At 71.0% G+C, this 23,464-nt stretch carries 20 protein-coding genes; 10 read left to right on the top strand and 10 right to left on the bottom strand.

Features of this window, described 5'->3' with window-relative positions; all coding sequences use genetic code 11:
- Window positions 1–63 precede the first annotated feature (63 nt).
- The gene (gene rny / locus ACFYPH_RS20815; RefSeq protein WP_354859966.1) at window positions 64–1,830 is read left to right on the top strand and encodes a ribonuclease Y; all 1,767 of its coding nucleotides are present in this window, start codon (window positions 64–66) and stop codon (window positions 1,828–1,830) included.
- Between the two features lie 61 nt (window positions 1,831–1,891).
- Here the strand turns inward: rny and ACFYPH_RS20820 are convergent, their stop codons facing one another.
- From ACFYPH_RS20820 to ACFYPH_RS20835, 4 genes are read right to left on the bottom strand one after another with little or no spacing between them, the layout of a single operon-like run.
- The gene (locus tag ACFYPH_RS20820; RefSeq protein WP_354862866.1) at window positions 1,892–2,863 is read right to left on the bottom strand and encodes an amino acid ABC transporter permease; all 972 of its coding nucleotides are present in this window, start codon (window positions 2,861–2,863) and stop codon (window positions 1,892–1,894) included.
- Window positions 2,860–3,567 (bottom strand): amino acid ABC transporter permease, encoded by a 708-nt coding sequence (locus ACFYPH_RS20825; RefSeq protein ID WP_354862864.1) that lies wholly within the window; start codon window positions 3,565–3,567, stop codon window positions 2,860–2,862. Before ACFYPH_RS20825 ends, ACFYPH_RS20820 begins: the two co-directional genes overlap by 4 nt.
- A gap of 41 nt (window positions 3,568–3,608) precedes the next feature.
- Window positions 3,609–4,484: a glutamate ABC transporter substrate-binding protein gene (locus tag ACFYPH_RS20830; RefSeq protein WP_354862863.1), complete on the bottom strand. Its 876-nt coding sequence runs from the start codon at window positions 4,482–4,484 to the stop codon at window positions 3,609–3,611.
- A gap of 56 nt (window positions 4,485–4,540) precedes the next feature.
- Window positions 4,541–5,296, bottom strand: coding sequence for an amino acid ABC transporter ATP-binding protein (locus tag ACFYPH_RS20835; RefSeq protein ID WP_354862861.1), 756 nt, complete (start codon window positions 5,294–5,296; stop codon window positions 4,541–4,543).
- Window positions 5,297–5,489: 193 nt separating this feature from the next.
- On the opposite strand from ACFYPH_RS20835, the gene selD reads away from it, so the two are divergent.
- Both selD and ACFYPH_RS20845 read left to right on the top strand, forming a co-directional pair.
- Window positions 5,490–6,479, top strand: a complete 990-nt coding sequence (selD, locus tag ACFYPH_RS20840; protein ID WP_355064034.1) for a selenide, water dikinase SelD — start codon at window positions 5,490–5,492, stop codon at window positions 6,477–6,479.
- A 239-nt stretch (window positions 6,480–6,718) separates the two neighbouring features.
- Window positions 6,719–7,198: a hypothetical protein gene (locus ACFYPH_RS20845; RefSeq protein WP_354862858.1), complete on the top strand. Its 480-nt coding sequence runs from the start codon at window positions 6,719–6,721 to the stop codon at window positions 7,196–7,198.
- 78 nt (window positions 7,199–7,276) lie between these two features.
- On the opposite strand, the gene ACFYPH_RS20850 is transcribed toward ACFYPH_RS20845, so the two are convergent.
- Window positions 7,277–7,534: a DUF2277 family protein gene (locus ACFYPH_RS20850; protein WP_355064032.1), complete on the bottom strand. Its 258-nt coding sequence runs from the start codon at window positions 7,532–7,534 to the stop codon at window positions 7,277–7,279.
- Window positions 7,535–7,590: 56 nt separating this feature from the next.
- Here ACFYPH_RS20850 and miaB point away from each other — a divergent pair, with 56 nt between their 5' ends.
- The gene (gene miaB, locus ACFYPH_RS20855) at window positions 7,591–9,090 is read left to right on the top strand and encodes a tRNA (N6-isopentenyl adenosine(37)-C2)-methylthiotransferase MiaB (RefSeq protein WP_355064030.1); all 1,500 of its coding nucleotides are present in this window, start codon (window positions 7,591–7,593) and stop codon (window positions 9,088–9,090) included.
- 46 nt (window positions 9,091–9,136) lie between these two features.
- Here miaB and ACFYPH_RS20860 read toward each other — a convergent pair whose 3' ends face one another.
- The 3 genes from ACFYPH_RS20860 to ACFYPH_RS20870 all read right to left on the bottom strand — a co-directional run bounded on the left by ACFYPH_RS20860 (window position 9,137) and on the right by ACFYPH_RS20870 (window position 13,896).
- Complete coding sequence (locus tag ACFYPH_RS20860; protein WP_387183919.1) at window positions 9,137–10,501, bottom strand: cellulose binding domain-containing protein; 1,365 nt, start codon at window positions 10,499–10,501, stop codon at window positions 9,137–9,139.
- A gap of 236 nt (window positions 10,502–10,737) precedes the next feature.
- Window positions 10,738–12,345, bottom strand: coding sequence for a cellulase family glycosylhydrolase (locus ACFYPH_RS20865; RefSeq protein ID WP_387183922.1), 1,608 nt, complete (start codon window positions 12,343–12,345; stop codon window positions 10,738–10,740).
- A gap of 342 nt (window positions 12,346–12,687) precedes the next feature.
- Entirely contained in the window at window positions 12,688–13,896 is a 1,209-nt protein-coding gene (locus ACFYPH_RS20870) for a DUF349 domain-containing protein (protein WP_354863188.1), read from the bottom strand.
- 201 nt (window positions 13,897–14,097) lie between these two features.
- Between ACFYPH_RS20870 and ACFYPH_RS20875 the strand changes: the two genes are divergently transcribed.
- The 3 genes from ACFYPH_RS20875 to dapF are packed head-to-tail and all read left to right on the top strand — an operon-like array spanning window position 14,098 to window position 16,629.
- Window positions 14,098–14,829, top strand: a complete 732-nt coding sequence (locus ACFYPH_RS20875) for a hypothetical protein (RefSeq protein ID WP_363937752.1) — start codon at window positions 14,098–14,100, stop codon at window positions 14,827–14,829.
- Complete coding sequence (miaA, locus tag ACFYPH_RS20880; protein WP_355133549.1) at window positions 14,826–15,758, top strand: tRNA (adenosine(37)-N6)-dimethylallyltransferase MiaA; 933 nt, start codon at window positions 14,826–14,828, stop codon at window positions 15,756–15,758. Before ACFYPH_RS20875 ends, miaA begins: the two co-directional genes overlap by 4 nt.
- A 7-nt stretch (window positions 15,759–15,765) precedes the next feature.
- Window positions 15,766–16,629: a diaminopimelate epimerase gene (gene dapF, locus ACFYPH_RS20885; protein ID WP_354863191.1), complete on the top strand. Its 864-nt coding sequence runs from the start codon at window positions 15,766–15,768 to the stop codon at window positions 16,627–16,629.
- 126 nt (window positions 16,630–16,755) lie between these two features.
- On the opposite strand, the gene ACFYPH_RS20890 is transcribed toward dapF, so the two are convergent.
- Window positions 16,756–18,222 (bottom strand): NAD-dependent malic enzyme, encoded by a 1,467-nt coding sequence (locus ACFYPH_RS20890; RefSeq protein WP_354862368.1) that lies wholly within the window; start codon window positions 18,220–18,222, stop codon window positions 16,756–16,758.
- Window positions 18,223–18,407: 185 nt separating this feature from the next.
- Here ACFYPH_RS20890 and hflX point away from each other — a divergent pair, with 185 nt between their 5' ends.
- Window positions 18,408–19,862 (top strand): GTPase HflX, encoded by a 1,455-nt coding sequence (gene hflX, locus ACFYPH_RS20895; protein WP_354862366.1) that lies wholly within the window; start codon window positions 18,408–18,410, stop codon window positions 19,860–19,862.
- A gap of 50 nt (window positions 19,863–19,912) precedes the next feature.
- On the top strand, window positions 19,913–21,568 hold the full coding sequence (locus ACFYPH_RS20900) for a hypothetical protein (RefSeq protein WP_387183927.1): 1,656 nt from the start codon (window positions 19,913–19,915) through the stop codon (window positions 21,566–21,568).
- 69 nt (window positions 21,569–21,637) lie between these two features.
- Here ACFYPH_RS20900 and lexA read toward each other — a convergent pair whose 3' ends face one another.
- Window positions 21,638–22,423 (bottom strand): transcriptional repressor LexA, encoded by a 786-nt coding sequence (gene lexA / locus ACFYPH_RS20905; protein WP_355064023.1) that lies wholly within the window; start codon window positions 22,421–22,423, stop codon window positions 21,638–21,640.
- Window positions 22,424–22,963: 540 nt separating this feature from the next.
- On the opposite strand from lexA, the gene nrdR reads away from it, so the two are divergent.
- Complete coding sequence (nrdR, locus tag ACFYPH_RS20910; RefSeq protein ID WP_234587987.1) at window positions 22,964–23,464, top strand: transcriptional regulator NrdR; 501 nt, start codon at window positions 22,964–22,966, stop codon at window positions 23,462–23,464.

The raw sequence follows: 23,464 nt of genomic DNA on the forward strand, positions 1-23,464 counted from the left end.
AGGGGAGGCGGCCATGGCGGGGCGGCGGCACAGGTTCACCGGTAGACCCAGCGGGGTCCCGGCATGAACGCCCTCGACGTCGTGCTTCTCGCGGCCGTCCTGATCCTCGCGGTGGTCGTGGTCGGGGCGGTGCTGGTCGGCATCCGGACGCTGCGTCGGATGGGTACGGCGCCGGCCCCGGAGGATCCCGCCTTCATCGCCGAGAAGGACCGTCAGGAGCAGTCCCTGGCCGCCCTGCGCAACGCCGCCGACCAGGCGAACAGCACGATCGACGTGGCCAAGTCCGCGGCCTCCGCGGCTCGGGCCGAGGCGGCGGCGGCGAAGGCTGAGGCGAAGGCGGCCCGGGCTGAGGCCCGGCGGGTGCTCGACGACGCCCGCGCCGAGGCGGACACCGTGCTGGAACGGGCGCACAAGCAGGCCGAGGCGGACGCCGACCAGCTGCGCACGGCAGCCCGCCGCAGCGGCGAGCGGGAGGTCGCGGTGCTCGCCGCCACGACCCGGGAGCAGGCCGCGGAGGTGGAGCGCCGGGCGGCCCGGATGGACGAGCGGGAGCGGCTGCACACCGAGGAGGTGGAACGGTTCGCCGAGCGGGAGCGGCAGCTCACTGCGGCGAGCGCCGCCCTCGCGGCCCGGGAGTCCGCGCTCGCCCAGCGCGAGACCGAGCTGGCCGAGGCCGAGGAGCTGCGCCGCCGGGAACTGGAGCGGGTGGCCGGTCTCACCGCCGAGTCGGCCCGGCTGGAGCTGATCGACGCGATCGAGACGTCTGCCAAGCGCGAGGCGGCGCTGCTGGTGCGCGACATCGAGTCCGACGCGCGCAACACCGCCGAGCAGCGGGCCCGACACATCGTGGTGGACGCGATCCAGCGGGTGGCCAGCGAGCAGACCGCCGAGAGCGTGGTCAGCGTCCTGCATCTGCCGGGCGACGAGATGAAGGGCCGCATCATCGGCCGGGAGGGGCGCAACATCCGCGCCTTCGAGTCGGTGACCGGGGTCAACCTGATCATCGATGACACCCCGGAGGCGGTGCTGCTCTCCTGCTTCGACCCGGTCCGCCGGGAGGTCGGCCGGCTCACGCTGGAGAAGCTGGTGCTGGACGGGCGGATCCACCCGCACCGGATCGAGGAGGTCTACGACCTGGCTCGGCAGGAGGTGGAGCAGCTCTGCCTGCGCGCCGCCGAGGACGCCCTGGTCGAGGTCGGCATCACCGAGATCCACCCGGAGCTGGTGACCCTGCTGGGCCGGCTGCGCTACCGCACCTCGTACGGGCAGAACGTGCTCAAGCACCTGGTCGAGACCGCGCACATCGCCGGCATCATGGCCGCCGAGCTGCGGCTGGACGTGCCCACCATCAAGCGGTCGGCGTTCCTGCACGACATCGGCAAGGCGCTCACCCACGAGGTCGAGGGCAGCCACGCCATCATCGGCGCCGACCTGGCCCGCAAGTACGGCGAGCACGAGGACGTGGTGCACGCCATCGAGGCGCACCACAACGAGGTGCCGCCGCAGACCATCGAGGCCGTGCTCACCCAGGCCTCCGACGCCTGTTCCGGCGGTCGGCCGGGCGCGCGTCGGGAGAGCTTGGAGGCGTACGTCAAGCGCCTGGAGCGGATCGAGGAGATCGCGGCCGGGAAGCTCGGCGTGGACAAGGTCTTCGCCATGCAGGCCGGCCGGGAGATCCGGGTGATGGTCAAGCCCGACGACGTGGACGACATCGGGGCGGCCGTGCTGGCCCGCGACGTGGCCAAGCAGATCGAGGAGGAGCTGACCTACCCGGGTCAGATCCGGGTCACCGTGGTCCGCGAGTCCCGGGTCACCGAGATCGCCCGCTAGTCCAAACAGCAGAAGGGCCAGCCCGGACGCCGGGCTGGCCCTTCTGCTTTCGAGCTGAGCGTCAGGAGCCTCCGCCGGCACCCTCGGCCTGAGACATGAGCGCCGCGGGAGGCGGGTTCTGCGCCGGGGTGCCCGCGGTCTTGCGGCCCCGGGAGAGCCGGCGTTGGACGTACTGGGCCACCTTCGACAGCGAGTAGTTCACCACGATGAAGAGCACGGCGATCACGACGTACACCTGGATCGGGTTGCCCAGCACGCCGATGATCTGCTTGCCGATGTTCAGGGTTTCCTCGTAACTGATGATGAACCCCAACGAGGTGTCCTTGAGTACCACAACCAGCTGGCTGATGAGTGCCGGCAGCATGATCCGGAAGGCCTGCGGCAGCAGGATCATCCGGGTGGTCTGCGTCGGGGACAGCCCGATGGCTGCGGCGGCCTCGGCCTGACCGCTCGGCAGCCCCTCCATGCCGGACCGGAGAATTTCGCCGATCACCACGGAGTTGTAGATCGTGAGGCCGATGACCAGGTACCAGAGGTTGTCAAGGTAGAGGCCGAACTCGGGGAAGCCGCGGGCCACGAAGAAGATGGTGAGCACGACGGGTAGGCCGCGGAAAACCTCGACGCAGACACGGGTTACCGCCGACAGCAGCGTGCTCAGCCCGCGCAGCAGGTACGCAATTGGAGTTGCCATGCCGGCGTAACGGAGCCGGGTCAGGCTCTTGAGCTGGATCCGGAGTACGGCGAGCAGAGTGCCCACTATCAGTGAGGTCACGATGGCCAGTGCCGCTGCGATCAGCGTGTTCTTGAAACCGAGGCCGATCCGATGCCACACCTGGGAGAAGTTCTCGTTGGAGGGGTCGACCAGCGGCCCCCACAACTCCATCGACAGCTGGCCCTTCTCGTCCAACGGCCGGTAGATCAGGAAGTAGGCCCCGACGAGCAGGACCAGGCCGGCGAAGATGCTGCTGACCAGCGTGATCCGCCGCTGCCGAGGCCCGGGGATGTCGTAGAGGACGCTGGTCTGCTGACTCATCGGGCCACCGCCTGTCGCTTCTCGATCCGGTCCAGCAGGGCGCCGAGTGGCACAGTCATGATCAGGTAGCCGACCGAGACGCCGATGGCGACCGGGATGAACGCGTAGCCCTCGGCCCCGGTGAGCTGGTCAGCCGTGGCGGAAAGGTCGCCGACCACTCCAAAGAAACCGGCCAGCGCGGAGTTTTTGATCATCGCGATGATCACCGAGCCGAGCGGCACCACCGACGCCTGCCAGGACTGCGGCAGTACCACGTGGCGCAGGTTCTGGCCGAAGGTCAGACCCAGCGACCGCGCGGCTTCTGCCTGGCCGGCGGGCACCGCGTTCACGCCGGACCGCAACGCCTCGCAGACGAACGCGGCGGTGTAGAGCACGAGGGCGATCAGCGCGAACCGGAAATACGGCAGGTCGGTGCCGAGCCGGCTGAACAGCGAGTCGAGCACCGGGATGCGGAGGAAGTCCGCGTTGGAGCCGAGCGCTGGCAGACCGAAGGCGGCGAAGAACATCACCACGGTCAGCGGCATGTTACGGAAGACGTTCACGTACGTGGTGCCGAGCGCGCGCAGCGGCGGCACCGGGGAGATGCGGAGCACCGCGAGGATCCCGCCCAGGATGAGGGCGCCAATCGCGGCGAGTACGCAGATCTGGAGGGTGAGCCAGAAACCACCCGCAAAGACGTCGAACTTGTCGATGAGCACGTTCACGGGTCGGTGTTCCTCCCCACCCTCCAGATCGAAGGATCAGATCAGTAGCGGTTGATGGTGGGCGCCGAGCCCAGTTCCGCGCCGAACTTGCCAGCGGTGTCGTCCCAGGCCTTCTTCCAGCTGCCGTCGGCGACCGCCTTGTCCAGGGTGTCGTTGATGAAGCTGCGGAAGTCGGCATCTTCCTTCTTCACCCCGATGCCGTACGGCTCCTTGGTGAAGTTGTCGCCGGCCAACTTGAAGGAGGCCTCGTCCTTGGCGATGTAGCCGAGCAGGATCACATTGTCCGTGGTCACGGCGTCGACCTGGCCGCCCTTGAGGGCGTCACGGCACTTGTCGTAGGTGTCGAAGAGCACCAGCTGGGTGCCCACGTCCTTGACGTACTTCTTGATCGTCTCGGCCGGGGTGGAGCCGGTCACCGAGCAGACCTTCTTGGTGCCGTCCTTGAACGAGTCCGGCCCGGTGATGGTGGTGTCGTCCTTCTTGACCAGGATGTTCTGGCCAGCCTCGTAGTACGGGCCTGCGAAGGCGATCCGCTCCTTGCGCTTGTCGTTGATCGTGTACGTCGCGGCGACGAAGTCGACGTTGCCGTTGACGATCACGTCCTCGCGGACCTTCGAGGGGGCCTCAACCCACTCGATCTTGTCCTCGGGGATGCCGAGCTCCTTGACGATGATCTTGGCGATCTCGACGTCGAAGCCCTCCGGCTTGCCGGACAGGCCCTTCAGACCGAAGCCGGGCTGGTCGAACTTGGTGCCAACCTTGATCTTCTGGGCCTTGTTCAGCTTCTCCATGGTGCTGCCGGCGGCGAAGGACTTGCTGCCAGCACCGGTGTCCCCGCCGTCGTCGCCACCACAAGCGGTGAGGCCGAGCGCCAGAGCGGCGACCGCGGCGACTGCCGCAACGCGCTTGATACGCATACTCTTCTCCTTCTTCAACGGAGCCCACCGAGTACGGCGCGCTCCACTACGGACGCCTAGTGCGTGAGGATCTTGGAGAGGAAGTCTCGGGCCCGCTCGCTGCGCGGGTTCGCGAAGAACTCCGCTGGCGGGGCATCCTCGACCAGTTGCCCGTCGGCCATGAAGATGACCCGGTTGGCGGCGTGCCGGGCGAAGCCCATCTCGTGGGTGACCACGACCATCGTCATGCCGTCACTGGCCAGCGAGGTCATCACGTCCAGCACCTCACCGACCATCTCCGGGTCCAGGGCGCTGGTCGGCTCGTCGAAGAGCATCGCCTTGGGCTGCATGGCCAGGGCGCGGGCGATCGCTGCCCGCTGCTGCTGACCGCCGGAGAGCTGGGCCGGGAACTTGTCCGCTTGGTTGGCGATGCCGACCCGGTCGAGCAGGGCCAGGCCGCGTTCGCGGGCAGCGGCCGGCTTCTCCTTGCGGACCTTGATCGGGCCGAGGGTGACGTTCTCCAGGATGGTCTTGTGGGCGAAGAGGTTGAAGGACTGGAAGACCATGCCCACCTCGCTGCGCAGCTTGGCGAGGGGCTTGCCCTCGGCCGGCAGCGGCTGGCCGTCGAAGGTGATGGTGCCGGAGTTGATCGGTTCCAGTCGGTTGATGGCGCGGCACAGCGTCGACTTGCCGGAGCCGGACGGGCCGATCACCACGACCACCTCGCCCCGACCCACCGACAGCGAGACGTCGTCCAGCACGTGCAGCGGCCCGAACCACTTGTTGACCGCGTCCAGCACGATGAGCGGTTCGCCCGTCGTCACGTCGTCCACCGTCCCTGTCGTCTCCCGGATCGGGGTCGGTTGACCCCCGGTTGGGCAACTGTAGGCGGCGTGATGTGGCGGAACGCAACTCAGTTGGTCACGGAGCGGTAACACCGGTCCCGATCGTTGTCGGGGGTCCGATTTTGGTCACCACCGGGCCGCAACGGTGGCGTCGAGACCGGCTTGTCGAGATCATGGGGGGATGACGGAACCGGTACGGCTGACCCGTTACGCGCGCGGCGGTGGCTGCGCCTGCAAGATTCCGCCGGGCGAGCTGGAGGTCATGGTGGCCGGTCTCGGCCCGGCCACCGGCACCGCCGAGCTGCTGGTCGGCCTGGACCACGGCGACGACGCCGCGGTGGTCCGCCTGGACGAGCGGACGGGCCTGGTCAGCACCGCGGACTTCTTCACCCCGGTCGTCGACGACGCGTACGACTGGGGGCGCATCGCCGCGGCCAACGCGTTGTCCGACGTGTATGCGATGGGTGGCATCCCGTTGGTGGCGCTCAACCTGCTCTGCTGGCCGCGCGACGTGCTGCCGCTCGAGTTGGCGCGCGAGGTGCTGCGCGGCGGTCAGGACGTGGCCCGGGAGGCGGGTTGTCACCTGGCCGGTGGGCACAGCGTGGACGACGACGGCCCGAAGTACGGCCTCGCGGTCACCGGCACCGTGCGCCCGGAGGAACTGATCACTCTGGACGCCGGCCGGGCCGGGGTGCCGCTGTCGCTGACCAAGCCGCTCGGGGTGGGCGTGCTCAACACCCGGCACAAGGCGACCGGTGAGAGCTTCCCGGAGGCGGTCGCCTCGATGAGCGCCCTCAACCGGGACGCTGCGCGGGCGGCGGTAGCCGCCGGTATCCGGTGCGGCACCGACGTGACCGGCTTCGGCCTGCTCGGGCACGCCTCGAAGCTGGCCCGTGCCAGCCGGCTCACGGTGGCCATCGACACCGCCCGGGTGCCGTACCTGGCCGGCGCGCGGGAGGCGCTGCGCGACGGGTACGTCAGCGGCGGCAGCCGTCGCAACCTGGAGTGGGTCACGCCCTGGACGGATTTCGGCGCGGCGGACGAGGGTGAGCGGTTGCTGCTGGCCGACGCGCAGACTTCCGGCGGCCTGCTGGTCGCCGGTGAGCTGCCGGGCGCGCCAGTGGTGGGCGAGCTGCTGCCCCGCGGGGAGCACCTGGTCGTCCTGCGCTGACGGACAGCGCGGCGAGGCCCGGACGCAGTGCCGGGACACGCGGTCCCGGTGGTGCGGATGGCGCACGATAGCCGATAAACTGTCACCTTCCCGCTACTCCGAGCAATGCCGCTCAGGGAAATTTTGCCCGGAATGGTCACAGACCGGTAACTTGCCCCCGGCTGGGGTCAAATGCCCCCCACCATCGTCAGTAAGGCCCGATCCGGAGGCCGGTGGGACGAACGCAGCGAGGAGGCGGAATGACCGAGCTGTGGAACTGGAGAATCGATCGGGTACGACCCGTGGAGGTCTACCCGGCGCTGGCCGAGGCGCTCGGTCGGGTGGTGATGCCGCTGGCAGTGGCGGACCCGGCCCGGCTGCCGGCGTACGCGGTGGTGTGTGACGTCTGGCAGGCGCCGGGCGAGTTCTCGACGGTGGTCGACTGCTACGGGGTGCCCGACCGGCTCTCCGAGCACGCCAGCATCGCCGCGCTGGCCCGACTGCTGGGCCGCAACTGCCTGCTGCGCGACGACACGCTCGACGCTGGCCGGCACCTGCTCGTCGCACCGGACGGGACGGTCCGCCCGGTGCACTTCGACGTCCGGGACACCGACGACGGCGAGGTGCTCAGCCGAAAGCGGCTGTGCACGCTGGGTGACCCGGGCTGCCGGGGCTGGTCGCAGTGTCACCGCTCGCGCTGGGCTCCCGACACCGTCGCGCCGGTGCTCGCCGCGGCCTGACCCGGTGCCCAGCCGGCCGGGCCGAGCCGGGGCCGGTGCCCGTGCCGGTGCGCCGAAGAGGCCGGTGCGCCGAAGAGGTCAGCCGCGCCCGGTGGCGGCGGTGGCCGGCCGGTCGGCGGCGCTCGACCCGCCACCCCGCACGACCAGCTGGTCGAGCAGGGTGCGGGTGGCCTCCGTCACGGCGGCCACCGCGGCCTCGAACGCGGCGGCGTTGTGCGCGGCGGGCGCCCGGAAGCCCGAGATCTTCCGGACGTACTGCAACGCCGCCGCCTCGATGTCCGCGTCGGTCACCTGCGGGGTGAACGGCTCCCGCAACGTCTTGATGCTTCGGCACATGTCGGGTGCTCCTCGGTTCGGGGTGATCCGGCCGACCCGGATACGCTGTCCTGGTCATGACTACCGCAGCGGCGGGCAGCCCGCGCACCTACCAGGTGCGCACCTATGGCTGCCAGATGAACGTGCACGACTCCGAGCGCATCTCCGGCCTGCTCGAACAGGCCGGCTACGTGCGCGCGCCCCAGGCCGACGACACCCCGGACATCGTCGTCTTCAACACCTGCGCGGTGCGGGAGAACGCGGACAACCGTCTCTACGGCAACCTCGGTCATCTGCGCCCCGTGAAGGACAAGCACCCGGGGATGCAGATCGCCGTCGGTGGTTGCCTGGCGCAGAAGGACCGCGGCGAGATCGTCCGCAGGGCGCCCTGGGTGGACGTGGTCTTCGGCACGCACAACATCGGTGCCCTGCCGGTGCTGCTGGAACGTGCCCGGCACAACGCCGCCGCCGAGGTGGAGATCCTGGAGTCGCTGGACGTCTTTCCGTCCACGCTGCCGACCCGCCGCGAGTCCACGTACGCCGGCTGGGTCTCGATCTCGGTGGGCTGCAACAACACCTGCACGTTCTGCATCGTGCCCGCTCTGCGCGGCAAGGAGAAGGACCGCCGTCCCGGCGACATCCTCTCCGAGGTGCGCGCCCTGGTCGACGAGGGCGTGCTGGAGGTGACCCTGCTCGGGCAGAACGTCAACTCCTACGGCGTCGAGTTCGGTGACCGGTACGCGTTCGGCAAGCTGCTGCGCGCCTGCGGCGAGATCGACGGGTTGGAGCGGGTCCGGTTCACGAGCCCACACCCGAAGGACTTCACCGACGACGTGATCGCCGCGATGGCCGAGACGCCGAACGTCTGCCACTCGCTGCACATGCCGTTGCAGTCCGGCTCCGACGACGTGCTGAAGGCGATGCGCCGCTCGTACCGCTCCGAGCGTTACCTGGGGATCATCGAGAAGGTCCGTGCGGCGATGCCGGACGCGGCGATCACCACCGACATCATCGTCGGCTTCCCCGGCGAGACGGAGGCCGACTTCCAGCGCACGCTGGACGTGGTGCGCGAGGCCCGGTTCTCCTCGGCCTTCACCTTCCAGTACTCGAAGCGCCCCGGCACTCCCGCCGCGACCATGGACGGCCAGTTGCCCAAGCAGGTCGTGCAGGAGCGCTACGAGCGGCTGGTCGCGGCCGTCGAGGAGATCTCCTGGGCGGAGAACAAGCGACTGGTGGGGGAGCCCGTCGAGGTGCTGGTCGCGGTCGGCGAGGGCCGCAAGGACGAGCGGACCGGGCGGCTCTCCGGCCGGGCCCGCGACGGCCGGCTCGTCCACTTCGACGCCGGCAGTTTCGCCGGGTCGATCCGGCCCGGCGACATCGTGCACACCACAGTCACGTACGCCGCGCCGCATCACCTCAACGCCGACGGAGCGCCGCTGTCGCACCGGCGCACGCGGGCCGGCGACGCCGCCGAGGCGGGGCGCTCCCCGCGTACCCCCGGGGTGTTGTTGGGCCTGCCCACGATCGGCGCACCGGCGGTCGCGCCCGCGCCCACCGGCGGCTGCGCCGCGCACTGACCCCGGCCGGGGCCCGCCGGCACGGCGGACCCCGACCGGCCCACGGTCAGACCGTGATCCGACCGGCGCCGGCGCCAGCCGTCACGATGGACTTGACGGTGCTCGCCGTGTCCAGTTGGTACGAGTACGGGATGCTGGCGACGCTGCCGCCGGTCTGCCCGGCCGGCGAGTTGACGAAGTAGTTGTTGCGGGCGACCAGGCGGCCCGGCCCGGAGTCGGCCTCGCCGAGGTGGTACGTGTCCGGGACGTTCTCGAAGTAGTTGCCCTCGACGAGCACCCCGGCGTTCTCGGTGGAGGCCACGCCGTAGCCGGTGTTGGCCCGGTAGTAGTTGTTGTAGACGTGCACCGGGTTGCCGAAGCGCACCCGCGGGTTGCGCTGCTTGCTGCCGTCGAACCAGTTGTGGTGGTAGGTCACGCGCAGGTGGCCGGTGTCCTGCGCGCCGTTGTCGTCGCTGTGGCCGAGCAGCATGGTCTTGTCGTGGTTGAAGACCCGGTTCCACGACACCGTGACGAAGTCCGACCCGCGCTTGATGTCGACAGCGCCGTCGTACCCGTTGCTGAAGGTGTTGTGGTCGATCCAGATGTTGGTGGCCGACTCCTGCACGTTGATCGCGTCGTCGTTCCAGTCCCGGAAGGTCAGGTTCCGGATGATGACGTTGCGGTCACCGCTGACGTTGAGTCCGCAGCCGACGATCGTCGCGCCGGAGTTGCCGAGGATGGTCTTGTTCGACCGGACCCGCAGCATCCCCGAGCAGGAGATCGTTCCGGAGACGCGGATCACGGCGGAGCCCGTGGCGTTCAGGGCGCTGGTCAGCGCCGAGGCGTTGGAGACGGTGGTGGCCGGGGCGCCGCCACCGCCGGTGGTGCCGCCGTTCTGGGTGGCCCAGCCGACCAGGCCCGTCTGCGGCGGGACGCTCGGTGGAGGATCGCTGGGGATCGGCGGGGTGGTCGGCGTGCCCGGTGTGGTCGGCGTGGTCGGGGTGGTGGTGCCGCCGGTGCAGGCGACGTTGTTCAGGGTGAAGCTGGTCGGGGCCGGGTTGCTGGAGTTGTTCCAGCTCGCGTTGAAGCCGAACGAGGTGCTGCCGTTGGTGGCCAGGTTGCCGTTGTAGTCGACGTTGGTGGCGGAGACCTGCCCGCCGCTCTGTGTGACAGTGGCGCCCCAGGCCTGGCTGACCTGCTGGCCGGCCCCGTACGACCAGCGCAGCGTCCACCCGGAGACCGGGTCGCCGAGGTTGGTGACCGTGACGTTGCCGGTGAACCCGCCCGGCCACTGGCTGGCGACCGAGTAGGCGACCTGGCAGCCGGCGGCCGCCTGGGCCGAGACGGCGGTCAGGAGCCCGCCGGTGACCAGGGCCGCGGTGGCGGCGGCGGTGGTGGCGAGCAGCGTCATCCGACGCTGTGATGTGCGCATGCTGCTTCCTCTCGATGAGGCGGACGGACCGTCGCGACGCCCATGCCCGTGGGCGGCGAGGTAGGCCGGGACCCATGGCTCCCGGGCCCGCCGGTGCAGTTCGGTGAAAGCGGCTCCCGCGCTCACGCCGGCCACTGCGGAGGCAAGCGCTTTCCCGATGAGAACATAGAAGCACCTGGATGTAAATGCCCGGGGTGGCCGGCGCCCACGACGTGGGCACCGGCCACCCCGGCGACTCAGCAGCCGGCGCCGTTGAGCTTCACGGTTGCCGGGGCGCTGGCCGCGCCGTTGGCGGTGAAGCCCACGGTGACCGAGGCCCCCGCCGCCAGGGACGGCGCGTGACTGGGCGCGGCGGCGGTGACCGTCGTGCCCGACTGGGTGACGGTGGCGTTCCAGCCACTGCCCAGCGTCACGCCGGACGGCCAACTCCAGGTCACCGACCACGGGTTGACCGCGGCCGTACCGGTGTTCTTCACGGTCAGCTCACCCTGGAAGCCGCCCTGCCAGGCGTTTACCTGCCGGTAGGTGGCCGTGCAGGCGCCCGGGGGCGGGGTCGTCGGCCCGCCGGTCGGTCCACTGGTCGGCCCGCCGGTCGGCCCGCCGGTGGGTCCGCCACCGGACGGCGCGATCAGGTACGGCTGGAGGATCGCCTGCTTGGTGGTGTTGATGTTCGTCCAGTCGTCCAGCGCGATGCCCCCGGTGTCACCCGAGTTGGGGTTCCACGACCAGTAGGTGAAGGACATCCCGGTCACGCCGGTGCCGGTGTACGCCATCAACTTCTCCAGCCACACCCGGTCCTTCGGGTCGGCGAGGGTGCTGCCGAACTCACCCATCATGATCGGGGCGATGTTCTGCTTGTAGAGGTAACCGAAGTACTTGTCCCAGATGGCCGGCATGTTCGCCGGGTAGTCGGGGGCGTCGAACCAGGTCTGCCGGTAGACCGACGTGGCGTACTCGTGCGGCGAGTAGACCAGCCGGTTGGCCACGTTCAGCCGTACCGGGAACTGGCCGGCCTTCGACAGGTTGCCGCCCCACCAGCCGCAGTCCTCGTCGTTGCTCGGGTCGTTGTCCCACACGTTGGAGAGGCCACCACTGGGGCAGCTCACCCCCTCCACGAAGATCAACCAGTTGGGCTGGACACCGAGGATGGCGTTGCCGGCCCGCTCGGCGGCGAGCCGCCAGTCCCGCGCGGTGTCGCCGCAGCCCCAGCACGCGCCGGTGGCCGCCGGGTTGGTCCCCTCGGCGTGCGGCTCGTTGTGCAGGTCCGCGCCGATCACGGTGGGATTGCCCGCGTACCGCTGGGCGAGCATCTTCCAGTCGTTGATCCAGGTCGCCTCGGAGACCGTCGACGTGTACCAGAGCGGCGACTGCCCGGCCGACGTCGGCCGGTGCCGGTCCAGGATGATCCGCATCCCCTTGCTGCCGGCGTAGTTGATCACCTTGTCCAGGATCTGCAACGGCGAGAGCCCGATCAGGTCCGGGTTGACGAAGTCGTTGATCCCGGTGGCGGTCGCGCCCGGCTTCAGCGCGTCGTTCGAGTACGGCACCCGCAACGTGTTGTAGCCCAGCCGGGCCATCGTGTCGAGCTGCCCCCGCCACGGATTGCTCGACCAGAGCCCGTGGAAGGTCTTGTTGTCGGTCTCCATGCCGAACCAGTTGATGCCGGTCAACCGGACCGTGGCGCCGGTGCTGTCCACGATCTGGCTGCCGTTCGTGTGCAGATAGCCGGTGCCGGTGCCCGCGGCGGAGGCCGGGGCGGTGCTGACGGCGGTGGCGATGAACACGCCGGCCGCGACGGTGGCGAGCGCGGTCAGCGCACCGCCGAGAGCTTTGGGACGGACCATTCGAGCTCCACTTCAAAGGCCCGGCGTCGGCCATGGGCCGCGCGGGCGAGCTGCCGTCGGCACGTCACGGCCCCTTGGGGGTACGCGGACAGTGCGCGACGGTCCATGTCACGCGGACGGGGACACTCGCGGAAGCTCACCGGCCGATCCTCGACAGCGGAGCCCCGCCGTCGTCGCCCTCGTCCCGGTGGCCCTACCTGGCTCCGTCGCCCATTCTCATCAGCCCGCCTCAATGCGTCAACTGCACGGCCCCGCGGCCCCGCCCGTGCCGTGCGGCGTCCCCGGACACGCGAGAGCCCCCGGTCCCTCGCGGGGGACCGGGGGCTCTCGGACAGCGTCAGCTCAGCCGGCCTGCTCGGCGAGCTGGAGGAACTGCCGCTTGGAGGCGAGGGCCTGCTCGGCCTCGGAGATCCGGCGGGCGTCCCCGGCGCTCTGCGCCCGGGCCAGCCGCTCCTCGGCCTCCGCCACCTGAGCCCTCATCTGGGCGAGCAGCGGATTGTCCTCCTTGGTGGTGCGGCGCCACGCCGAGTCCATCACGTCGCGGACCTTGTCGTCGATGACCCGCAACCGGCGCTCCAGCCCGGCGGCCGCCTCGCGGGGCACCCGGCCGGCCTCGTGCCACTGGGCCTGGATCTCCCGCAGCTTGGCCTGGGCGCCCTTCGGGTCAGCGTCGATGTCCAGGGCCTCGGCCTCGGCCAGCAGCGCCTGCTTACGCTCCAGGTTGCCACGCTGCTCGTTGTCCCGTGCGGAGAAGACCTCGCTGCGCCGGCTGAAGAAGGCGTCCTGCGCGGCCCGGAACCGTTCCCAGAGCTTCTGCTCGGCCTCCTTGGAGGCACGCGGGGCGGCCTTCCACTGCGTCATCAGCTCCTTGAGCTGGTTGGCCGTGGCCGCCCACTCGGTGGAGTCCTTGATCTTCTCGGCCTCGGCGACCAGCTCTTCCTTGACGGTCTGCGCCTGCTTGCGCGTCGCGTCCAGCGAGGCGAAGTGGGCGCCCCGACGCCGGGTGAACCCGTCCCGTGCGGCGGCGAACCGCTTCCACAGCTCACCGTCGGCCTTCTTGTCGACCCCGCGAATGGTCTTCCACTCGTCGAGGATGTCCTTGAGCCGGTCACCGGCCGTCTTCCAGCCGGTGGACTCGGCGGCGAGCTTCTCGGCCTCCTCGACCAGCGCGGTCTTGCGGGCCAGGGCTTCGACGCGTGCGGCGTCCCGGGCGGCCCGGGCCTCCCCGGCCTTCTCCTCGGCAAGGGTCGCCAGCTTGTCCAGCCGAGCGGCCAGGGCGTCGATGTCGCCGACCACGTGGGCCTCGGGCAGCGTGGTGCGGATCCGCCGAATCGTGCTCAACGAGTGCCCGGCGTCCGCCGCGCCCGAGTTGAGCCGCGCTTCGGTCAGGTCCACCTCGGTGACCAGGTCGGCGAAGCGGCGTGCGAAGTGCGCGAGACCCTCCTCCGGTGCTCCCGCCTGCCAGGATCCGACCACCCGCTCGCCCTCGGAGGTCTTGACGTAAACGGTGCCGTCCGCGTCCACCCGTCCGAAGGCAGTCCAGTCGCTCATGTGCCCATCCTCGTTCTCCCGGCGTCGAGGGAGCCGTCCCCCGTCGCCGCCACGGCGCAGCCAAGTTACTTCCGGCATTGTCACAGGTCCGACCCGGTCCCCGTCGAGCGCCTATCGCCGACCGTGACCATACGGTGTCCTAGAGCCTGATTGACCGGATCGGCGCGGAGACGCACCGGGCATTCCCGCTACGGTGAACGGGTGCCACTGGTCGCCGCCGCTGTCTGCCCGCATCCGCCCCTGCTCGTGCCCGAGGTTGCCGGTGCCGCCGCCAGCGAACTGGACGACCTGCGCGCGGCCTGTGACCTCGCCGTACGCCGACTGCTGGCCGCCGATCCGGACGCGGTGGTGCTGCTCGGCGTCGGCCCGTCGACCGGCCCGATCCGGCCCCCGGCCACCGGTTCCCTGCAGCCCTGGGGCGTCGACCTGGACGTGCCCCTGATCCCCGGTCAGCCGGACCGGGGCGCGGTGCTGCCGTTGAGCCTGACGGTCGGCGCGTGGCTGCTGGCCCGGCACGCCGTGCGTCCCGCCGTGGCCGCCGCGGCGGTGACCGCCGTGCAGGTGACCGCCGACGCCGGGCCGGTGGAGGTGGCCGCGCTCGCCGAGCAGGTCGCCGCGGCCGGTGAGCGGGTGGCACTGCTGGTGCTCGGCGACGGGTCGGCCTGCCGGGGGGAGAAGGCCCCCGGGTACGACGACCAGCGCGCCCTGCCGTACGACAAGCGGGTCGCCGCGGCCCTGGCCGAGGCGGACCTGGACGCCCTGCGCGACCTGGACGCGGGTCTGTCGGGGCAGTTGAAGGTCGCCGGCCGGGCGTCGTGGCAGGTGCTCGCCGAGGCGGCCCGGTCGAGCGGCGCGGGGTGGCGCGGCGAGCTGCTGCACGACTCGGCCCCCTACGGCGTGGCCTACTTCGTGGCGTCCTGGGAGCGGGCGTGACCGGCGGCGCAGCGGTCCCGGTCGGCACGGTCGTGGCGGTGGTCGGCCCAACGGCGGCCGGCAAGTCGGCGTTGAGCATCGCGCTCGCGCACGCGCTGGACGGGGAGGTGGTCAACGCCGACTCGATGCAGCTCTACCGGGGCATGGACATCGGGACCGCCAAGCTGACCCCCGCCGAGCGGGAGGGGGTGCCGCACCACCTGCTCGACATTTGGGAGGTCACCGAGCCGGCCAGCGTCGCGGAGTACCAGCGGCTGGCCCGCGCGGCCGTGGACGACATCCTGTCCCGGGGACGGGTGCCGCTGCTGGTGGGTGGCTCGGGGCTGTACGTGCGGGCGGTGCTGGAGCGCTTCGAGTTCCCCGGCACCGACGCGGCGCTGCGCGAGCGGCTGGAACGGGAGTTGGCCGAGGTCGGCCCGGCTCCGCTGTACGCGCGGCTGCGCGCCGCCGACCCGGTGGCCGCCGAGGGCATCCTGCCCGGCAACGGGCGGCGGATCGTGCGGGCCCTGGAGGTGATCGAGCTGACCGGCGCGCCGTTCGCCGCGTCACTGCCGCAGCCGACCCCGTACTACCCGTCGGTGCAGCTCGGCGTCGACCTGGACACCGGGCTGCTGGACGAGCGGATCGCGCTGCGGGTGGACCGGATGTGGGCCGACGGTCTGGTGCCCGAGACCCGCGAGCTGGTGGGTCGAGGGCTGGCCGAGGGACGAACGGCCAGCCGGGCGCTCGGCTACCAGCAGGTCCTGCGCCTGCTCGACGGTGAGCTGACCGAGACGCAGGCGCACGACGAGACCGTCCGGGCCACCCGGCGCTTCGTCCGGCGGCAGCGGTCCTGGTTCCGGCGCGACCCGCGGATCCAGTGGCTGGACTCGGCGACGCCGGACCTGATCGGGGCCGCGCTGCGTCTGGTGCCGGCCGCTGCGCGATGATGGGGGCGTGGAGTTCACCAAGGGCCACGGCACCGGCAACGACTTCGTCCTCCTGCCCGACCCGGACGGTCAGCTCGACCTGACCCCGGAGCTGGTCGCGGCGCTCTGCGACCGGCGGCGGGGCATCGGCGCGGACGGCGTGCTGCGGGTCGTCCGGGCGGCCAAGCATCCGGACGGCGCCGGGCTGGCCGGCGAGGCCGAGTGGTTCATGGACTACTGGAACGCCGACGGTTCGTTCGCCGAGATGTGCGGCAACGGCGCCCGGGTCTTCGTGCGCTACCTGCTCGACAACGAGCTGGCCACGCCGGCCGGCGCGGCGTTGCCGGTGGCCACCCGGGCCGGCGTCGTGCGCGCGCTGGTCGAGGGCGACGCCGTGTCCGTCGAGATGCGCCGCCCCCAGGTGTACGACTCCTCGACCGCCACCCTGGGCGGGCTGACCCTGCCCGGCACGGCTGTGGACATCGGGAATCCGCACCTGGTCTGTGTCCTGCCGGCGGGCGTGGAGTTGGCCGCGCTGGATCTCACCGTCGCGCCCGGGTTCGACCCGGAGGTCTTCCCGGCCGGCGTGAACGTGGAGTTCATCGTGGCGGGCGACCCGGTCGACGGCACCGACGGGCACTCCCTGATGCGGGTGTACGAGCGTGGCAGCGCCGAGACCCTGTCCTGCGGCACCGGTGCCTGCGCGGTGGGCGCGGTGGCCCTGCGCGACGCCGGCCGCGACACCGGCGTGGTCGCCGTCGACGTCCCCGGCGGCCGCCTGACGGTGACGGTCACCGAGAATTCCTGCTGGCTGTCCGGCCCCGCCGTCCTGGTGGCAACGGGCGAGATCAGCCTTTCCGCGCTGACCAACCCAACCCACCCCCTCCTCTGACCCACCGCGCCCACATCGCGGGCGCGCCGCGTCGATCATGAAGTTATTGCCAGCCTGCTCGGCGTGTCATGGCAATAACTTCAAGATCGACGGAGGGGCGGGGTCGGGTGCCCGGCGGTTCGTGCGTTACGGGGTGGCGCTGGCGTTGGCCGCGATCTCGGGGAGGTCGGTGGGGCCCGGGTCGGCTGCCGGGAGAGGGCTGGGGTTGTTCGCGGCGGCCCGGACGGCGGCGGCGACCGCCGGGGCGACCCGCGAGTCGAAGACGCTCGGCACGATCACCGTCGGGTTGATCTTCTCCTCACCGACGACGTCGGCGATGGCCCGGGCGGCCGCGATCGCCATCTCCTCGGTGAACTCCTCGGCGTGCGCGTCAAGCATCCCGCGGAACACGCCGGGGAAGGCGAGCACGTTGTTGATCTGGTTGGGCTGGTCCGAGCGGCCGGTGGCGACCACCGCGGCGTACTTGCGCGCCTCCCGGGGGTCGACCTCCGGGTCCGGGTTGGCCAGCGCGAAGACGATGGCGTCCTTCGCCATGCCGGCGATGTCGTCGCCGGTGAGCAGGTTCGGCGCGCTGACCCCGATGAACACGTCGGCGCCCCGGATCGCGCCGGGCAGGTCGCCCGCGTAGTTCTCCTTGTTGGTGTTCTCCGCCAGCCACTGCCAGGCCGGGTTGAGGTCGGTCAGCCCGCGGTGCAGGGCGCCCTGGCGGTCGTACGCGATGATGTCGCCGACGCCCTGGCGCAGCAGCAGCTTCATGATCGCGGTGCCCGCCGCGCCGGCGCCGGAGACGACGACCCGGACGTCCGCGAGCTGCTTGCCCACGACGCGCAGCGCGTTGGTCAGCGCGGCCAGCACGCAGATCGCGGTGCCGTGCTGATCGTCGTGGAAGACCGGGATGTCCAGCGCCTCGCGCAGCCGGGCCTCGATCTCGAAGCAGCGCGGCGCGGCGATGTCCTCCAGGTTGATCCCGCCGTACGCGGGCGCGATCGCCTTGACGATCTGCACGATCTCGTCGGTGTCCTGCGTGTCCAGCACGACCGGCCAGGCGTCCACCCCGCCGAAGCGCTTGAACAGCGCGGCCTTGCCCTCCATCACCGGCAGCGACGCGGCCGGGCCCAGGTTGCCCAGCCCGAGCACCGCGGAGCCGTCGCTGACCACCGCCACCGTGTTGCGCTTGATCGTCAGCCGTCGGGCGTCCGCCGGGTTCTCGGCGATCGCCATGCAGACCCGGGCCACCCCCGGGGTGTACGCCCGGGACAGCTCGTCACGGTTGCGCAGCGCGACCTTGGAGGTCACCTCGATCTTGCCGCCGAGGTGCAGGAGGAAGGTGCGGTCCGACACCTTGCGCACGTCCACGCCGTCGAGCGCGGTCAGCGCCTCGACCACCTGGTCGGCGTGACCGGCGTCGGCGGTGTCGCAGGTCAGGTCGACGATCACGTTGGTCGGGTCCGAGTCCACCACGTCCAGCGCCGTGACGATCGCTCCGGCCTCGCCGACGGAGGTGGTGAGCCGGCCGATCGAGGACGCGTCCGCGGTCACGGCGATCCGGATGGTGATCGAGAATCCGGCGCTCGGCAGTCGGGTGATGGCCACGGGGTCCCTCCGTCACGGCTGTGCGGCCGGTCGGCCGCCGCCCCCGCATTTCTACCGGGTTGTCGAGGTCGACCGGTATTCGCCCCCACTTTTGGCGACCTCCAGCACGGGCATATAGCAGGTGCGTTCGGCGTTGTGCCATGTCAGGATTACGTTCTACTCATCATTTCGGACAGGAGAACCGCTTGCGAGACCAGGAGAGCTTCGTCCCCGTCGAGGACGAGTTCGACGACGTCACCACTGGCGAGATGGAGCTGTCGGAGCGACAGTCCCTGCGACGCGTTCCGGGCCTGTCAACCGAGCTCACCGACGTCACCGAGGTGGAATACCGCCAGCTGCGACTGGAGCGGGTCGTCCTGGTGGGCGTCTGGACCGAGGGCACGGTCACCGACGCGGAGAATTCCCTGACCGAGCTGGCCGCGCTGGCCGAGACCGCCGGCTCGCAGGTGCTCGAAGGGCTGATCCAGCGTCGTACCCGACCCGACCCGGCCACGTACATCGGTCGCGGCAAGGTCGACGATCTTGGCGCGGTGGTGCTGTCCACCGGCGCCGACACGGTCATCTGTGACGGTGAGCTGTCGCCGTCGCAGCTGCGCAACCTGGAGCAGCGCACCAAGGTCAAGGTTGTCGACCGGACGGCGCTGATCCTCGACATCTTCGCCCAGCACGCCAAGAGCAAGGAAGGTAAGGCGCAGGTCGAGCTGGCCCAGCTGCAATACCTGCTGCCCCGACTGCGCGGTTGGGGTGAGACGCTCTCCCGCCAGACCGGTGGTAGCGGTCGCGGCGGCGGCGCGGGCGGCGGTGTGGGTGTGCGTGGTCCCGGTGAGACCAAGCTGGAGACCGACCGTCGGCGCATCCGTCACCGCATCTCCCGGCTGCGCCGCGAGATCAAGAGCATGCGCACGGTACGCGTCACCAAGCGCGCCCGTCGCACCCGCAACTCCGTGCCCGCCGTGGCCATCGCCGGCTACACCAACGCCGGCAAGTCCAGCCTGCTCAACCGACTGACCGGCGCGGGCGTGCTGGTGGAGAACGCGCTCTTCGCGACGCTCGACCCGACCACCCGCAAGGCCACCACCTCGGACGGGCGGCTCTACACGCTCTCCGACACGGTGGGCTTCGTCCGGCACCTGCCGCACCAGATCGTCGAGGCGTTCCGCTCGACGCTGGAGGAGGTCGCGGAGGCGGACCTGGTGGTGCACGTCGTCGACGGCACCCACCCGGATCCGGAGGAGCAGGTCCGGGCGGTGCACGAGGTGCTCGCCGAGGTGGGCGCGGACCGGCTGCCCGAGCTGCTGGTGGTCAACAAGACCGACGCGGCCGACGAGGACGCGCTGCTGCGGCTCAAGCGACTCTGGCCCGAGGCGATCTTCGTCTCGGCGTACTCGGGGCGGGGGATCGACGCCCTGCGGGCGGCGATCGAGGAGCGGCTGCCGCAACCCGCCGTGGAGGTCCGGGCCGTGCTGCCGTACGACCGGGGTGACCTGGTGTCCCGGGTGCACCGCACGGGCGAGGTGCTCAGCACGTCGCACCTGCCGGAGGGCACCCTGCTGCACGTTCGGGTCAGCGCGGCGCTCGCCGCCGAGCTGGCGCCGTTCGACGTGCAGCGCGAGGGCCAGGCGGTCGGCAGCCGGCCCTGAGCGGCCCCGGCGTCATCCACCGGAAACGCGCGGCATGCGACACTGGCCGAATGCGCCGCGTTGTTTCCTCGGTCACGGTTGCCCTCGGCCTGCTCGGGGCAACCGTGGCGCTGGCCGGAGTCGCCGTAGCCGCTCCCGCTCCCGGATCATCCCAGCCGCCCGGCGCCACCCCCGGCAAGAAGCGCTGCTCGGTCACCGACGAGCGGCTGCGGGAGCTGTCCGGGCTGGTAGCGACCAAGACCGGCTACATCGTCATCAACGACGGCACCGAGGTTGAGGCGCGCAAACGGATCTTCTTCCTCGACAGCAAGTGCAAGGTCGTCAAGGAGCCGGTCCGCTACTCGGGTCAGGGGCCGTTCGACACCGAGGACCTCGCCGTGTCGCCGAAGGGCGACACGCTGTGGATCGGTGACATCGGCGACAACACCACCAACAAGGAGCGGCGGTCGCGGATCGCGGTCTGGACCATGCCGATCACCGGTACGAAGCAGCCCGTGCTGCACCGGCTCTCCTACCCCGAGAACAAGCCGCACGACGCCGAGGCGTTGCTGGTGGGGGCCGACGACCTCCCGCTGATCATCACCAAGGTGTCGAGCGGCAACGCGGAGATCTACACCCCGACGGCGAAGCTGAAGAACGGCGACACCGCGCCGGTGCCGATGAAGAAGGTCGGCGAGATCAAGCTGCCGAAGACCACCACGGAGAACCCGCTCAGCGTCTACGGGCGGCTCGCGGTCACCGGGGCCGCCCGATCGCCGGACGGCAGCCGCGTCGTCGTCCGGACGTACGCGGACGCCTTCGAGTACGACGTGACCGACGGCAACATCGTCGGGGCGCTCACCACCGGCAAACCGCGGGTGACGCCACTGGCCGACCCGTTCGGCGAGGCGATCTCCTACACCCCGGACGGGAAGACCTTCGTCACCGTCTCCGACGGCGGGCAGCTCACCGCGGACGAGCCCGTCGACATTCTGAGCTACACGCCGTCCAACAGCGTGGCCGCGCCCGTTGCCGCTCCCGGGGGCGCCAACCCGGCCGCCGAGAAGTCCTGGATCGACGGGCTCAGTCTCGATGACATCACCTACCTCGTGGGCGCGGTCGGCGTGCTCGGTCTGCTGCTCGTCGGCGCCGGCATCGTCGGCATCCTGCGGGCCCGCCGCCGGCCACCCACGGCCGACGATTCGGACTCGGCGGATGACCGGGACGACCGGCGCGGCGCAGGGCGGGACGAGGGCGCCCCGCCCGGCGGTGGCCGTCCCGGCACCGGCGTGTACGGCGGTGCGGCGGCCGATGGCGGCGTCTACGGCGGTGGTTCCGGCCGGGGCGGTCCCGCTCCTGCTGGCGGTGCCGTGTACGGCGGCGGCGGTGCACGCCCAGCCGGTGAGGGGGGTGGCGGCGGTCACGGCCCCGCCCGCCCCGGCGGTGGTGGCGGCGGTGCTCCGGTCGGTGGCGGTGTCTACGGTGGCGGCCGTGCCGGCGGCCCCGGAGGTCGACCCGGCGGTGCCGGTGGCCGACCGGGCGGCGGGGTGTACGGCGGCGGTGGTGGTCAGCCCGGCGGCGGTCGGGCGGAGCCGCCACGGCGCGGTGGGCAGGAGCCGGACTACCGGGGCCAGCGGCCCGGCCGTCGGCGGGACGGCGACGTGCCCGGCGACCCGTACGGGCAGTATCCCGGGGGCGGCCGTGGCCAGCGGGGCGACCGCTACTGACACGGTCAGCGCCATCGGTCCGGCCGCGCGGGTGAGCGCGGTGGGGCCACTCACCCGCGCGCCGGCCGGTCAGATCCGGCGGAGCACCGCCACAACCCGGCCCATGATGGTGGCGTCGTCGCCGGGGATCGGGTCGAAGGCGGGGTTCTGCGGCATCAGCCAGACGTGCCCGTCGCGTCGCCGGTAGGTCTTGACGGTGGCCTCGCCGTCGAGCATGGCGGCCACGATCTCGCCCGAGTCGGCCGTCGGCTGCTGCCGGACGACCACCCAGTCGCCGTCGCAGATCGCCGCGTCGAGCATCGAGTCACCCTTGACCTGGAGCATGAACACCTCGCCCTCGCCGACCAGCTCGCGGGGCAGGGGGAAGATGTCCTCCACCGCCTGCTCGGCGAGGATCGGCCCACCGGCGGCGATGCGGCCGAGCATCGGCACGTACGCCGGGGTGGGCCGTTGGGCGCGGGACAACTCGTCGTCGATGGCCTCGCTGGGGGCACGGACGTCCACCGCTCGGGGCCGGTTGGGGTCGCGGCGGAGGAAGCCCTTCTTTTCCAGCTCCTTGAGCTGGTAGGCGACGCTCGACGGGGACACCAGGCCGACCGCCTCGCCGATCTCCCGGACGCTCGGCGGGTAGCCGTGCCGGTCGACCCAGGTGCGGATGAACTCCAGGATGCGGCGCTGGCGGGCGGTCAGGTCGACCGTCGCGGGGTCGGGGAAGGCGCTGACCACCGGGGTGACCGGGCGCACGGCAGGCTGACCCGTCCGGCTGCGCGCGGCGCTGCGGCGTCGGGTGGCCGGCGGGCCCGCCTCGGTGATCTGCTGCGGGCTCTTCGGCCGGCTGGCCCGGTCTTCGGTCACGTCCGTCCTCCCTGGTCGGCGCTGGGTGCCTCGTCGGCTCGTGGTGCGTGCGGTGGTGCCATGTTGTTCATGACCGTATAGGTGAGATCGGTCATTTTCAAACATCTGTACGACCTCTCACCGGCGTGTCGGGGTGAAAAACCGCTCCGGTCGTACGGATGTTCTGATAAATGGTACGTCGAGTAGCACGGATGTTCGATCGGTGGCTGTTTTCCGGGGCGTTCCGGCCGTGCGGCCGGTAACCGGGGCGGGTTCCCGGCGTTGGTTCTGCGGTGAGGTGGCAGGTGCGGATGGCCGGATGGTCCGTGACGCGCCGGACACGCCGGTCGACTTGACCCGGGTTCGCCAGCGACATACGGTCAACCCCTAGATGTAGTAGTGACACGGGCGTAAGTTGCCTACAGGTTGGGTTCGACTACCGACCGCACTCCCGTAACGTTGATCACGGCGGGCGTCACCCGAGGGTGGTGCCGCCGTGGCGAGCCGTGTCCGGAAGTGCCCGGAGTGTCCGCGGTTGATCATGATTTTGGAGGTTGGGCGATGCGGTGTCCGTACTGCCGGCACGCCGACTCCCGCGTGGTCGACTCGCGGGAGGCCGACGACGGCCAGCTCATCCGGCGGCGGCGCTCCTGCCCGGAGTGCGGCAAGCGGTTCACCACCGTCGAGGAGGCGGTCCTCGCGGTGGTCAAGCGCAGCGGGGTGACCGAGCCGTTCAGTCGTACGAAGATCATCGGCGGGGTGCGCAAGGCGTGCCAGGGCCGGCCGGTGGACGACGACTCACTCGCGCTGCTGGCGCAGCGCGTGGAGGAGACCGTCCGGGCCAAGGGGGCCGCCGAGATCCCCAGTCACGAGGTGGGCCTGGCGATCCTGGGCCCGCTGCGCGACCTGGACGAGATCGCCTACCTGCGGTTCGCCAGCGTCTACCGCTCCTTCGACTCGCTCGCCGACTTCGAGCGCGAGATCGAGACGTTGCGGGCCGTGGCGCGAGCCCGGGAGCAGGGCCGGGCCGACGCGGTTGAGGCCGCCGGCCGTACCAGTTGA

Origin of the sequence: Micromonospora sp. NPDC005252, assembly GCF_042872475.1 — a bacterium.
Taxonomy (GTDB): Bacteria; Actinomycetota; Actinomycetes; order Mycobacteriales; family Micromonosporaceae; genus Micromonospora.